At 46.7% G+C, this 14274-nt stretch carries 13 protein-coding genes; 4 read left to right on the top strand and 9 right to left on the bottom strand.

Annotated elements, in window-relative coordinates:
- Window positions 1-16: 16 nt before the first annotated feature.
- Window positions 17-865, top strand: coding sequence for an alkaline phosphatase family protein (locus BK127_RS02420; protein WP_076228208.1), 849 nt, complete (start codon window positions 17-19; stop codon window positions 863-865).
- Window positions 866-875: 10 nt separating this feature from the next.
- Here the strand turns inward: BK127_RS02420 and BK127_RS02415 are convergent, their stop codons facing one another.
- Both BK127_RS02415 and BK127_RS02410 read right to left on the bottom strand, forming a co-directional pair.
- Window positions 876-1709 carry a DeoR/GlpR family DNA-binding transcription regulator gene (locus BK127_RS02415; RefSeq protein WP_179097357.1) on the bottom strand — a complete coding sequence of 278 codons (834 nt, stop codon included), beginning with the start codon at window positions 1707-1709 and terminating at the stop codon, window positions 876-878.
- 8 nt (window positions 1710-1717) lie between these two features.
- Window positions 1718-2836 (bottom strand): glycine-rich domain-containing protein, encoded by a 1119-nt coding sequence (locus BK127_RS02410; RefSeq protein ID WP_076228204.1) that lies wholly within the window; start codon window positions 2834-2836, stop codon window positions 1718-1720.
- 176 nt (window positions 2837-3012) lie between these two features.
- Between BK127_RS02410 and BK127_RS02405 the strand changes: the two genes are divergently transcribed.
- The gene (locus BK127_RS02405; RefSeq protein WP_076228201.1) at window positions 3013-3543 is read left to right on the top strand and encodes a type 1 glutamine amidotransferase domain-containing protein; all 531 of its coding nucleotides are present in this window, start codon (window positions 3013-3015) and stop codon (window positions 3541-3543) included.
- A gap of 175 nt (window positions 3544-3718) precedes the next feature.
- Window positions 3719-6796, top strand: coding sequence for an efflux RND transporter permease subunit (locus BK127_RS02400; protein ID WP_076228199.1), 3078 nt, complete (start codon window positions 3719-3721; stop codon window positions 6794-6796).
- On the opposite strand, the gene BK127_RS02395 is transcribed toward BK127_RS02400, so the two are convergent.
- The 3 genes from BK127_RS02395 to BK127_RS02385 are packed head-to-tail and all read right to left on the bottom strand — an operon-like array spanning window position 6793 to window position 10486.
- Complete coding sequence (locus BK127_RS02395) at window positions 6793-7920, bottom strand: Ger(x)C family spore germination protein (RefSeq protein ID WP_179097356.1); 1128 nt, start codon at window positions 7918-7920, stop codon at window positions 6793-6795. The genes BK127_RS02400 and BK127_RS02395 overlap by 4 nt on opposite strands.
- A 26-nt stretch (window positions 7921-7946) precedes the next feature.
- Window positions 7947-9395 carry a spore germination protein gene (locus tag BK127_RS02390; protein ID WP_083688997.1) on the bottom strand — a complete coding sequence of 483 codons (1449 nt, stop codon included), beginning with the start codon at window positions 9393-9395 and terminating at the stop codon, window positions 7947-7949.
- Window positions 9392-10486: a GerAB/ArcD/ProY family transporter gene (locus BK127_RS02385; RefSeq protein ID WP_179097355.1), complete on the bottom strand. Its 1095-nt coding sequence runs from the start codon at window positions 10484-10486 to the stop codon at window positions 9392-9394. Before BK127_RS02385 ends, BK127_RS02390 begins: the two co-directional genes overlap by 4 nt.
- A gap of 201 nt (window positions 10487-10687) precedes the next feature.
- Here BK127_RS02385 and BK127_RS02380 point away from each other — a divergent pair, with 201 nt between their 5' ends.
- On the top strand, window positions 10688-11062 hold the full coding sequence (locus BK127_RS02380; RefSeq protein WP_076228191.1) for a hypothetical protein: 375 nt from the start codon (window positions 10688-10690) through the stop codon (window positions 11060-11062).
- Window positions 11063-11221: 159 nt separating this feature from the next.
- On the opposite strand, the gene BK127_RS02370 is transcribed toward BK127_RS02380, so the two are convergent.
- The 4 genes from BK127_RS02370 to BK127_RS02355 form a co-directional block, all read right to left on the bottom strand.
- Window positions 11222-12247: a sensor histidine kinase gene (locus BK127_RS02370; protein WP_256711140.1), complete on the bottom strand. Its 1026-nt coding sequence runs from the start codon at window positions 12245-12247 to the stop codon at window positions 11222-11224.
- Window positions 12248-12332: 85 nt separating this feature from the next.
- A complete protein-coding gene (locus BK127_RS02365; protein ID WP_076228183.1) occupies window positions 12333-13028 on the bottom strand; it encodes a response regulator transcription factor in 696 nt (231 codons plus the stop codon).
- On the bottom strand, window positions 13025-13627 hold the full coding sequence (locus tag BK127_RS02360) for a DedA family protein (protein WP_076228181.1): 603 nt from the start codon (window positions 13625-13627) through the stop codon (window positions 13025-13027). The genes BK127_RS02365 and BK127_RS02360 overlap by 4 nt, the downstream gene beginning before the upstream one ends.
- On the bottom strand, window positions 13624-14214 hold the full coding sequence (locus BK127_RS02355; protein WP_076228179.1) for a class I SAM-dependent methyltransferase: 591 nt from the start codon (window positions 14212-14214) through the stop codon (window positions 13624-13626). Before BK127_RS02355 ends, BK127_RS02360 begins: the two co-directional genes overlap by 4 nt.
- Window positions 14215-14274: the final 60 nt, after the last annotated feature.

The following is a 14274-nucleotide window of genomic DNA, read 5'->3' as shown; positions in this document are numbered from 1 at the left end:
AGGAGCGTGATGGGTATTGAAGAACATTAATCGTGTCATTATTATTGGATGGGACGGGGCAGGAACGTTTGTGCAAGGGGCACATACTCCCCATTTGGATCGATTCATTCAGACAGGCGCTTTTACCCTGGATGCTCAGACGGTAGTACCCTCGATCAGTGCCCAATGCTGGGGGGCTCTGTTGCATGGAGTTGTCCCGGAGAAGCATGGACTTACCAATGACTTGGCAGCTTCGGCAAGCTTTCCCGAGGATTCCGAGTTCCCATCGATCTTTAGATTGGCAAGGGAAGCCTATCCACATAAAAAGCTGGCCTCCTTCAGCGCCTGGCAGCCGATTAATGACGGCATTATTGAACGTTCACTTGAGGTACATAAAGTAAATATTGCTGTGGATGGTGAGCTGGCTCTTGCGGCTGCGAGCTATATTCGCGACAATCCGGATTTGCTGTTGATGTATATTGATTTGGATTGGCCAGACGCAATGGGGCACCGACATGGCTTCAATACGCCGGAACAGATTTACGGAATTGAGATGACGGATGCCCACACGGGGATCATTCTCGATGCGATTGAGGCAGCGGGAATCTGGGATGACAGCCTGATCATCATCGTAACCGATCACGGAGGCGGAGGGATTCAACCACAGGACCATGGCAGTGATCATCCACTCGACACAACGATTTTTTGGGGATGTATCGGTCCCGGCATCCAGACAGAGGCAGCGCTTTCAGGAATTACAATTACGGATACGGCTGCTGTCGTTGCACATGCTCTCAGGCTTCAAGCACCTGCTGCTTGGGATGCCAAGCTGCCGATTGGATTATTTGCCAATGAAAAGCATACAGCACCATCGGCAGCCGATTAAACGGCTTTGTTTAAAGCTCAGCTGCCGTCAGCCATTCGATAGTATGCTGCTTCAATACCGTTTCCCATTCTTCGGGAGGCTCCAGATCACACACAATTCGTGATATATGCTCTGAATCGCTAATTTTATAAGGAAAGCGTTGACCCAGCTTGGAGGAATCGGTGATAACGATTACGTCATTCGTCTGCTCGATAGCTTTTCGGGAAATGAGGGCTTTGCCTTCGTCCATACTTGTAATGCCTGCTTCAGGATGAAGACCATCAACAGAAATGAATGCTTTATCCACGTAGTAGTGGCTCAGCATGGTTTCCGTGATGGACCCGGAACAGCGTGCCTGCTTGACACTGATTTCGCCACCAAGAAACAGCACGCGTCCTTTAAATGTATGACGATTGCTTCTTTCGATCAATAGGGTCGATATGGGAAATGAATGTGTTATGATCGTAAGATCATGTTGGTTCAAATAAGGAACGATGGAAATTGAAGTCGTGCCTTCATCCAAAAAAAGGACATCTCCGTCCTTCACAAGGCCAGCCGATAGGCGGCCTATTTGTGTTTTTTGCTTCTGATACAGGGTGACTCGATCCAGGTAAGGGGGCTCCTCCTGAGCATAGCTCCGTTTAACAGCTCCACCGTAAATCTTTCTTAGCTTCCCTTGAGCTTCAAGATCGTCCAGATATCTGCGTATCGTTTCCTTGGATACCTGTAATAAGCTGACGAGCTCAGCTGTGGTGACCTCGCCGTTATTGTCCAGAAGCTCAATAATGGTGCGTTTGCGTTCTTCACCGATGAGTGACAATGTGATCCTCCTGGCTTTGGTGGAATGAGTAATGGTAATTCTCAACTGATGTGTTAATCGCCGCCTCCCCCACCTCCACAACTTGAGGAAGAGGAGCAGCTTGACGATGAGCAGTTGGAAGAGGAACCGCCGCTATCGCCCCCGCTATCATTGCTGCAATTGCTTTCATTTCCATTGCCGTGGAATAATGAACTTGAATCACTGCCGCAAGATGATCCGCCGCCTGAGGCTGCAGCGTCTTGTTCGCGCTTCAAGGCGTCCTCCTCGGTGTAATGCTGTCCCATGAAGGAATCGAAGCTGCCGAACTGGGTGGCGGAGTAGAATAATAAGGCTCCAGCCAAATAAGGCATATAGCCCGCAGATTGGGAATCGGGACGCTCTGTGTAGTAGGTGGTGCCGGGAATGGCCTTGGTTACTTGTTCTTTGGCCTGACGTATGAGCTCGTTGATCGTTTCATTGATCTCGGAATAACGTTCCGCGGCGCGTTGATTGAATCTGCGGGCCCGTATTGCCGTCTCATCAGCCTGCTTAAGCTCCTCAAGCCTTTCGGAATTTAACGGAAACCGGAAAAAGGGCCCCCAGATCCGGTTGGAATAAGCCGTATCGATGAACATGTGGGCGTATACCCAATCGAACCAAGCCCGGCCATCAGGGTCCGGTACTCCATCTGTATGTGGGGCGTGATGGATGGGGGAACCGAGAAAAGCTTCTCCCAGCTGGCCGTACTCACGTGTAAACATCAGCATTTCATGCCAGATCTCGTCAACAGCATCGCTGAACATCGGAACATCCTTCAACACCGCAGTCATCAAAAAATAACGTTTCAGCTCAAGAAATTTCCATTCAAATTCTGCTGGCGACATTTGCGGCTGCTTGTTCAGCATGCGGGTTTTGAGCTTGGCTGTAAATTCTCCGGCTAATGCTTGTTCCAGACGAAGCACGGCTTGCTTAATGGGCAGTGTTGGCTGGATACCAAGCAGGGAAGGTATCGGAGTATCCGCATACAAGGCTTGCGGTGGCTGAACCTTTCTTCTTGGCGCCGTGGGCTTATGACGTTTGTGACGATTACGACTGGAGAAATTGTCTTGATTGGATTTGCGTATAGTGGCATTGCTAATGACGACGACGACAATAACGAGAAGCACAATAATAACAATAGATGCAATAGTCATAAGTTGACCTCCTTTAAATTGTCGAAGTAATGATCTTCAAAACGATTTACCAGGAACTGCCTACAGTATACCATAACACCCCTAAGGCGAATCAACCGTTGATTAATAGCTGGAGGAATGGGGTAAAATGACATAGGCTTTAACAACAATCCCATCACTGAAAGGAGACGTTGATTATGGCAAGAGTAGCATTTTTGTTGGGACCCCAATTTGAGGATAGTGAGATGCAGGAGCCATATGAGGCTGTGCGCAAAGCTGGACATGACACGGTTATTATCGGATTAAAAGCGGGTGAGAAATTGGAGGGCAAGCAGAAGAAGGCCACCTATGTGAGCGAGAAGGCTGCCAAGGATGCGGATCCGGCAAGTTTTGACGCTGTTGTGATTCCCGGAGGCTCTTCCCCAGAGCAGCTCAGGCTCGATCCCGACATCCAGTCATTCGTTCGAGAGATCGATAAGCAGGGCAAGCCGATATCCGCCATATGTCATGGACCGCAAATTCTGATCAGTGCCAAGCTGACCCAAGGACGTACGATGACGAGCTACCCGCCTCTACAGGATGATCTGACCAACGCAGGAGCGAGCTTTAAGGATGCCGAGGTTGTAGTTGATCGCAATTTTATAACGTCGCGTACACCTAAGGATGAGCCTGCATTTATAAGGGAAACACTGAAAGCCCTTGAAGCTGTCAAAACTGTTCGAGTCTAATGAAGCATATCAAAAGCCGATCCTCCTGTAAGCTGGGTAGGGTCGGTTTTTGATTGGGACCGCTATAATTCAGAATAAATTAAGAAATTTCCCAACTTTATCCGCAGATTTATAAGCTAAGCTAATGAACATTACGGTTCAGTTGCGAATTGCTGGTAGCGGAGGAGTCGAGAGGATGTATAAGTTAACCCATTTTTCTATGAAAAATATAGCGGCTGTTGTCATAATTATGCTGCTGCTCCTGCTGGGAGGCAGTTATTCAGCAACAACCTTGAGGGTAGAGCTGATGCCGGATATTTCATCGTCTGTCGTTTACGTCACGGTCCAGTATACGGCCCCACCTCAGGATATTATGGAAAAGGTCACCAAGCCTATTGAAAAAGCCGTCTCTGGCATAGCCGGCTTGAAGAGCCTGATGTCCACCTCACAGGATAATTACGCTCAAATCGTATTGGAATTTGAGCAGGGCAAAAAGCTGGATGATCTAAGGAAGGAGGTAGAGAGCTCAGTCGCTAATGTCCGAATTCCGCAAGGTGCAGAGAAACCCCAGGTGCTTACCGAAGGCTTCACCTCAAGCGTCATTTATTACATGGCTGTATACGGAAATGAGGGTATGAACCAAAACGAGCTGGACAAAGTGTATAAGGAAACCATTCTGCCCGGCTTTGAATCGATTCGGGGGGTCGACCACGTTGATTCTGTTGGTAACCAGGAAAGTGTGTTAACGATCAGGCTCGATGCCGCAGCAATCAATAATTACGGGCTTACGCCTTCTCAGGTTAGCGATCTGCTGCAGGCCTCGCTGGTTTCCAGTCCGGCGGGCTTGCTTGATTTTAGTGGAAATACACACATGGTTCGTGTCAAGGGACAGCTCAACTCCTTGTACAGCCTGAATCATCTTCCCATAACTACGCCTCGCGGCGATACGTTGTTACTTAATCAGCTTGCCACAATCGAAGCGATCAACGAGTCTGCGTTCATAGCCAGGTTGGATGATAAGCCGGCAATTGGCGTGCAGCTGTATAAAGCCAAAGGGGCCAATGAAGTACAAATCGCCAGTACGGCGGAACAAATGATGGCCGATTGGGAGCGAACCTTGCCCGGCGTGAAATTTCATATTGTGTTGAATACAGCGGTTACGATTAATCAATCTGTTCATGGAATGGTTCAGGAGGGGTCACTCGGAGCACTATTGGCATCGATGATGATTTTATTGTTTCTAAGAAATGTACGTATGACCTTCATTGTACTGGTTTCCATTCCATTGTCTATTCTGATCACTCTCCTGTTCATGAACCCACTTGGTATTTCCCTGAACATCATGACGCTAGGCGGTTTGGCCATAGCTGTTGGCCGCGTTGTCGATGATAGTATTGTCGTTATAGAAAACATCTACAGCCAATTGCAAAAAGCACAAAAGCGCAACGAATCGGTGATCAAGCTGGCGACCCGGCAGGTGTCATCAGCTATTACGTCCTCAACCATTACAACAGTTGGCGTATTCGCTCCGATTGCTTTCGTGAGTGGGGAAATCGGCGAGGTATTCCGTCCATTTGCATTAACATTGGCTTGTGCGCTGCTGTCTTCACTATTGGTCGCATTGACCGTGATTCCGATGCTGGCCAAGCTTATGGTCATGAACAGCAGCATTCCCCGGCATGATGAGAACCGAGTTAGCTGGACAACAGAACGCTATAAAAGGGCGCTGCTATGGTCGCTCCATCATCGGATCAAGACGCTGATCATGGCTGCACTCTTGTTTATTTTATCAATAGGGCTGATTGTTCCACAGCTGGCGATAAGCTTTATGCCGGAGGAGGAGTCGGATGGACAAATGCTTTATCAAATCAAGCTGCCGCGGGAAACGTCGCTGGAATCGATGAATGCCAAATCCAGAGAAATAGAAGCCATGCTCAGAGAGGCTGTGGATACCGAGGGCAAGCCGATCTTTATGTACAACGAATCACTTGTCGGCTACAGCTTCGGCAGAGAGCGAACTGCCTATATAACCTCAATGTTTACGGAAGTGTTTAACAAGAAAGCAGCCAATGAAATCGTGAAAAAGTATGAAAGTGAAATTCTTAATTTGCTACCCAAAGGCGCTACTGTTAGAGGTGTACTGTTAAGCGGCGGAAACAGCAGTGGAGCCATCGATTTCTCTTATTCCTTGCTGGGAAGCGATCAGCGAAATCTGGAGCAGGCAGCGATTCTGGTCAAAGAGAGGATGTCCACCTTTCCCGAACTTTCTGATATTAAGGACAGTCTAAGCGAATCCAAAAGCGAGATTGAAGTAACCGTTGATGAAAACAAGGCAAGAGTATATGGATTGACTGCCGCAGAGGTGCTGGATCATGTGCATAAGTGGATTTCAGAGGAGAAGCTGGGAGACCTGAATTTTGATAATGTCATCTTTACGACAAAGGTTATGCTGGACCCCCAATTCAAAAACTCGATTGACAAGCTGGGAACCTTGCTCATGAAAACACAGACCGGTCTGAAGGTCCAACTGAATGAAATCGCCAGGATACGTCTTGTCGACGCACCGATTGTTATCAGTCGCGAAGGGCAAAAGCAGGTGCTGAAGCTAACAGCCAAAATCGATAGCAAGGATAAAGGCGGCGTCAGCAATCTGGTTTCTGCAGAGCTGAGCAAGCTGGAGCTGCCGGCGGGTGTTACCCGTGAGGTGAAGGGTGTAGCCCAGGAAATCGACAATAGCTTCCTGCAAATGTACGCAGCAATGGCCGTGTCGATCTTTATCGTATTTCTGGTCATGGTGCTTGCCTTCGGCAATCTCAGTGCGCCAATCGCTATACTATTTTCCCTGCCGCTGGCGGCTATTGGGGGCTTGCTGGGTCTCCTGGTCACGGGAGAATCGCTCAATGTGACCTCGATGATCGGATTCCTGATGCTGATCGGTATCGTCGTAACGAATGCGATCGTGCTGGTTGACCGGGTTCAGCAGCTGAGCAAGGAAGGACATTCTGTGCGCGATTCGCTTGTGGAAGCGGGATTGACCCGATTAAGACCGATAATCATGACGGCAGGTGCGACCATACTGGCTTTGATGCCTTTGGCGTTAGGTCTGTCCAAAGGAACCTTAATCTCTAAAGGATTGGCAGTCGTGGTCATTGGAGGTCTTACAACCTCCACAATTTTGACCCTCGTCATCGTACCGATTATTTACGAGCTGATTTACACGTTTAAAGCAAGATTGGCCCGCTTAAAGAAGCCAGGCAGTGATGTGCGAGCTTAACCCACACTTGGCTCAATCTCGAAAATAAAATTGGTGTGGTCAATTCGGCAATGGGCCGTGACTGTGAATTGGGACGTAGTGTAGATATCGTCCCAAGAAGCTTGCATTTTTTTCCAATACTTAGGATAGCTGCGATGAATCTTTTCCCCGATACCGAGCAAATCGACCTTATGCTTTTGGGAATAGCGGATATATTGCTGTACGTCACTGGCGATTGCCTTATTTAGCTTTTTTTCCAACTCAAGGATGATCTCGGGATTGATTTCGGCACCCTTACACTCATACCCGGTAATATTCAAGGTCGCATAAATATCAATGTGAGTTTTTGGTTTCAGGGTGGCATCGACAATTGGCTTTATAACGCTTTTGTTGCTGACGTTTTCAAATGTGATGGTTTGATTCGGTCCGCAGGAAAGGGTTTCTACAGTGCTCTCCATCTTGTTCAAGGCACGCATGTAGCCCTTGATTTCCGTTGTGTTCATAAGACCGATGAGCCGCTCGCCCTGAAACGCATATAGACCCGTAGCTTGCAGCTGCTGCTTATTGCTTTGTAAGGGGTCCTTCTCAACCTGGAGTGCAGGTATAGTCAAATCACGGGTACGGTTAACTAGCTCTTTATAAACATCAATCAAACTCGTTTGCTGCGTGAACGCGGTGCTCTTCTCACCCTGCGACAAGCCTCTCAGAACTTGTGAAAAAATCGGACCCTTCGGCTTGGACACCTGCAAGACTTCAAAGGCTTGTCCTTCCGTCACATAGAGCAGCGTGGAATTGCGGAACTGCTTTAAACGGCGTAAGGCTTCTATATGCTTGTTAATTCCATTTTTCGCGGCTGCCTTGCTGAACAGGATAACTGCCGTATGTCCCCATAGCAGCGTTCGATCCGATTTGGTCCTCATCAGTCGGGCCGCCTCGAACAAGCTATTCCCTTCAGAAGAAAGGAAAAAAGTACCGTTATGCATTCCTTTTGGCTGTTGTCCACTTGGCGATAGCTCAGCTATTTCGGCTGTAAGCTTGATTAATCCCTTACTACCTTCATCAATGGCAATCGAATGGACAATATGCAAATCGTTCAGCTCCATATTGCCTCGGCAGCCCGAACTGATCAGGCATATGCCAAGCATGACCGCTATCCTCCATGTCCAATGCTTCATCTTTTTTTACCATTGAAACGGGTTCTGCTAATGGGTCTGAACATACTCGGACGCTTATAGTTGACGGAATGGGGTCTCCGAACAATGACATCGGTCAATTGATCCATATCAAATGGCGCAGCAGGTCCCAAATAAGGAATGCCAAAGGAACGAAGAGAAGCCAAGTAGGTTAGCAGCATAATAATCCCCACCATAATCCCAACGTAGCCTAACAGGAAAGCAAGCAGCGTCATGGCAAACTGAAGAATACGAATCGTGTAATTCATAGCCGTAGGTGGAAGTGTAAAGGTGCATATCCCTGTTAATGCCGCGATAATTACCATGATCGGAGAAACAATACCGGCCTGAACAGCGGCTTGTCCCAAGATAAGGGCACCGACAATACTGACAGCCTGCCCGACCTGCTTGGGCATACGAACTCCGGCCTCACGCATAATCTCAAAAGCAAACATCATCATGAAGCTTTCTAGCACCGCGGGAAAAGGTACGGGTTCTTTTGCCGCTGCTATGCTTTGCAATAAAGGAGTTGGCACGAGTTCATGGTGATAGGTAACCGTAGCCACATAAAAAGCGGGAAGGATCAAGCCGAGAAAGCCGCAAAATAAGCGAAGCAAGCGAACACAGGAGCCGATATAAAAATTCCAGTTATAGTCTTCGCTTACTTGAAACGCCTGCAGGAATACAAACGGCAGCAGAATGACAAAAGGCGTCCCTTGAGCCACAACGGCGATCCTTCCATCGAGCAAAGCGCCAATGACCCGATCTGGTCTTTCTGTTGTCTCCACTAAAGGAAATAAGGTATACGGGTTATCAATGATCCACTCCTCGACATAATTACTGCCCAAAATAGTATCGATCGGGATTTCACCAATTCTGAGGTGCAGCTCATTCAGAATGTCGGGATTTGTGATTTGACTGACTGAGAGGATAGCCAGGGTCATTTTGCTTAAATAACCGACTTTCCGATATTCGACCTTCAGACTCGTAGATGGAAAATGAAATCGAACCAATGCAAGATTATTGTGCAACGATTCAGTAAACCCGCTTCGTGGTCCTTTCACAACAGATTCACTATCGGGTTCATCCACATTTCGCAGCTGAACACCAAATGTAGCGATAGCGATTCCATATGCCTCAGCTGGAATCAACAGTACCGTTAACCCCGATACGAGTTGTTCGGCAGTATCCTCAATGGTGTATACCTTGGTCTCTTTTTGAAATGCGGTCAACATTTCCTTATTTTCTTTAAACAGTGTCAACATCTGCTCCAGCTTTTTGGAATCCGTCATTCCTTCGAGATAACATACCGTTATGGCTTGCCCGGCATCCATAGATAAGTCAGCCATAATCAGATCTTCGGTACGCTGAAGCTGATCCAACAGCAATTGCTTATTATCCGACATATTGTCCGTCAATGCGGTTTTGTTCGTTTGTATGAGGCTCACCCACTTTTAAAGACTTTTAGTTTCAACAGGGCTACTGCTAACAGCAGGGTAGGAATGAATAATTGAAAGGATACAAAATACCAGGCCTGTTTATCATAGATGGCCGCTAATTCGATAAGGCCCCACACTTTGTATTTGGAGCATATGACAAATCCGATAGCCAGAGGTACGATGAACATGCGAGGGTGTTGAATTCGCAGCAAATCCGTGATCCCCTGCAGGGCTGACCAGAAATAAACCGTAATCTTGACGAAGGAGCTCATCACCCAAACAGCAATAAGTACAGCATCGAATCGTTCAATATTGGTAAAGATTCGTATGTTTTGTATGAGGCTGATGCTGGGGTATGTAAAAGTTGATGTCGTTCTCCAACCAAATATCAACGTGCAGGCCAAGACCGAGAACAGTAGTATACAGGCAATGAGTCCAACCGCACCTACTGCGTAATAAGAGGTTTGTTCGGTCTTGCGAACATGTTTGAGAATCATGGAAATAAACATCAAATCACCATACCAGGAAACAGCAACCATCAGACCCTTCAAAGGCTGAATGAATCCGTTCTCCAAGATGGGAAGCAAGTATTCGGGATGATACTGATTAACCAATAACAGGTAAATGCCTAGAAATGTGAAAAGAATCACAATGAAAATAATTTCAGATACACGGGCAAACACCTCAAGGCCATGATAAACCGCATAAGAGCACATAATTGCACAGGCGATCATGTACCATACTTGTGGGGTTGTAGGATCAAGGGCAATAATAAAAAATTGAGAAAACTCACGAAGTGTCCATGTCGATACGTCAATAAAATAAAAAATGATAAGAGCAGCGACCAAACTGCCGATCCAACGTCCTAACAGGGAAACACTGATTGTTATCATATTTTTACCGGGAAATAAACGGTCCAGCCATACAAATACAAACATGTTGAACAATCCAATGGCGCCACCCACCAATAATAAATACCAGGCGTTGCGTTCCGCATAATGGGCAAGTGCCGCTGGAGCGTATAAGCTTGAGGCTCCAATGGTCGAGATCACAACTAATGCTAGCATCTGATGATTGGTAATCATAACTCGGCGTTCCATATCGGACCTTCCTTTCCATTGATTATAAGTATGCTCACTCATCAATGAAATCATCCAGCTCCAGGACTCGATCCAGATTGTGACGACTTACTGCCCAGCTGCCAAACCCAATGACGATGGCAGACCCGAATAACAGGCTGATTTTGGGAAAAGCTAACTTTGATATATATGGATTCTGAGAAGAAAGAGGGAGGCTTGTCTATGAGTTCTGTACCTATTGTGTTTCGATTCCAAGACAACGAGGCGGCTGCCTTGGCTTATGATACGTTATTGGAAATCGGCTATCATGCTCATCAGGATGAACAAGAAGGTCAATGGATCGTTCAAGTGTTTGTGGATCACAGTGAGCTGACTTCTGCTTTGGAAATTGCGCAAGCTCATGGTGGGGAATTGCTGTTATCGGACGAAGGAACTACAGGGGATGAAGACGATGACAGTGGCGTATTCACTGGCGGTGATTTAACCGATGCAGCCGGCGGACAGCTGTTCAATACGGCCTATGGACTGGATATGATTCCGATTCCGGCTCATCTCGTCAATGAGAACGAGGTTGCAGATACTACAACATCTGACTGATGAAACCTTATATTTACGCGTACATCCTGTCAGCTATTTGGTTTCTGCTTGTGATCCTATACTTGCCTCACAGTAAAGGCTATGAAATGATCGCAAGCAAGAACTGGAGCTTCGTGGTTGTGGATATCTTACTGATAGCTCCTGTGCTCATTTTCCTTGCTATTGCAGATCGCTTCTGTCGGACTGCGAAGGAATCCGATCCGCAGCAGAAATCATCAGGTCCATAAAAAAACGGTAGTGACCGTTCCTGTGTTCAAGCCCGATACGTCCCCCATGCAGCTCAACAATATGCTTCGCAATGGACAATCCGAGGCCGGACCCGGAAGGCATTTGGTTATCATAACGGGACGGCTCAATTTTGTAAAATCGTTCAAATAGCTGTTCTTCCTGTTCAGGAGTGATGGGGATCCCGTTGTTCTCAATGCTTAGGGTAACAAAGGCTAAGCCCACGTCAAGTGAAACCTGTATGGTTCCGGGTCTGTCCGAAAATTTCATGGCATTCATGAGTAAATTATCAATAGCTCTGACGATCTTTTCGATATCCAGATCCATCATCACGGGTGCGGGCAATAAATCTGTATGTATGGTGATTCCCTGCTCCTTGGCAACGGGCTCAAATTCAGTGATCATTTGCTCCAGTAAACTGTTCATATCAACCTGCTGAACCGCTAATTGAATATGACCGTCGGTAAGTCTCGTATACTCAAACAGATCATCAATCAGTTTTTTGAGCTGCTGGGTTTTATTAAATGCGTTGTCAATATAACGCTCCTGTTCAGTCACATCCTGATAGGTATGCGATTTAAGCAAATCGAGATAGCCAATGATACTGGTGAGCGGAGTGCGTAAATCGTGGGATACATACGTAATCAGCTCCATTTTCGACTTCTCCAGCTGTCGTTCCCGTTCCTGCTGGATCTGCAAGCGTTCTGCCATCTGATTAATATTGTGAGCCACAATCCCCAGCTCATCATGCCGGGACAAGGGGAGCCGATAACTTAAGTCTCCGCTTGCGATCGATTGTAATCCATCGGTCAATGCTTTGAAGTAACGCACGATAGGGTGGGTAAATACAAAAAAGAACACAATAAAGCAGGCTATCAGCATGATCAAGTTAAAAAGTTTTGATAGGGATTCAGCCCAGGGAGGCAGGAGGAGGGCTAAATTATCAGATACTATCGTCATGAACATTGCGAGAATCCAGCTCAGGATGACCACCCAAAGGATATGGCCTCGAATGTTTTTTTTACCGCTTAAGAGAGACCATAGCTTATTTGTCAATTTTATATCCCACTCCCCAAACGGTTTTAATATATTGCGGCTCTCTTGCATTGATTTCTATTTTCTCGCGAATATTTCGGATATGGACCATAACTGTATTTTCGGAATAAAATTCATTTTGTTCCTTCCACACGCTCTGATAAATTTTATCGATACTGAACACTTGGCCTTGGTGAGTGGCAAGCAGCTCAAGGATGGAAAATTCAATGGGTGTTAATGAGATCACTTGACCGCGTACGGTTGTCCTGTGATGATCTTTGCTTATAACCAATTCATCAATAACAATTTCGGAGCTGCTCTGGGCTTGTGGATGAACGGTGAAGTTCTGTCTTCTCAGCTGGGCTTTCACCCTTGCGATTAATTCCAGAGAGTTGAACGGTTTGGTCACATAATCATCGGCCCCGGTAGAGAGACCGGTGATTTTATCCAGATACTCCTCCTTGGCGGAAAGCATAATAATGGGAACATGGGATACCTCACGGATTTTGAGACAAGCTGTAATTCCATCGAGAAGCGGCATCATGACATCCAATATGATCAAATCGATCTTATGCTGCTGAACCATCGTCAAAGCTTGACTCCCATTCTCCGCTTCCAGAACCTGGTACCCCTCATTGCGCAGATAAATGTGGATGACATCGCGAATATCCCGATCATCATCAGCAACTAATATAGTGACACTCATCGAGCCGGATCTCTCCTTCGAACTAACCGTATGATAATGATAATAACGATACACAACCCCAGCAGTCCTAACAGCCGGATACCGTAATTATAAACCAGAACCCCGACATCCTGCACATGATTTCCAACAAAGCGCCCCACGGTAAAAAAAATCAATGTCCATACAAGACCGGACGAATAGGACAGCAGCGCATAACGTCTAAAACTCATTTTATTGATCCCGACCAGATACGGCATGATGTGCCGGACTACGGGAAGCAAATAGCTGATACATAGTGCGAAGTTTCCATACTTGACGATTAATCGCTCCGAAAAGCCGATCCATTTATTCATCCTTGGTTTGCGCCGCAGTTTATCCAGAACCGGTGTGCCCACATATCGACCCAGTATATAACCTAAGGATAACCCGGATATGACGCCTAAATACGTAAGCACAAAAGCGGGAATCACTTGCAGAATTCCACTTCCCGTAACCGCCCCGCCAGTCATCACAACCACCTCGTCAGGAATCGGCATACCGACAATCCCGAGCCATAAAGAAAAAAACAAGGCTGCATAACCATAATGTTCAATCATGGATACGAGTGTGTCATAGTTCATGACTGTCGAGCTCCTTTTTTGCGGCACACATAAACGAAGGCCGGAGGCAGGTTCAAGGGAACCCAATGGACAGCTTCGATATCAAAATACTCACTTAGCTGTGATTTCATCTGCAAGGAGTATTGAAAAGCGATAAACAGTCCCCCTGTCTTCAGTGACGCGACAATCTGGTTCATCAGCTGATCCCTGATAGCTTGAGGAAAGTTGAAAAAAGGCAGGCCGGATATGATTGCATCCAGCTGCTCGATGGACTCCTGACGCATCGCAAACGACAAGTCACGGCCATCGGAATAACAAGCAAATTGCGGATAATGGCGTTCCAGTGCTTGCTGCAGATACGGATCTTTTTCGAATAGCAGTACCTTTGTATTTGCTTGTCTGACAGCCTGAATGTGCTTCGTAATGGCCCCTGTACCCGCACCAAGCTCAGCGATGCTGCTTATCTGATCCCACGGAACGGAGCAGACCATTTTATTGGCCAAATAACGGGAGCTTGGCGTTACACTTCCGATTTGTCCGGGTGAGCATACAAATTTATATAAGAACAATAGCTTTTCATGTACCTGTGACTTGGTTTCTACTAACATACGAATTCCCTCCTGTAAAAGAACTACTTATAGCATAACTAAAAGTTCTTCAGATAAAGT

It is taken from the genome of Paenibacillus sp. FSL H7-0331 (genome assembly GCF_001956045.1).
The sequence above is the reverse complement of the archived record's forward strand: the minus strand, read 5'-3'. Positions and strand labels throughout refer to the sequence as shown.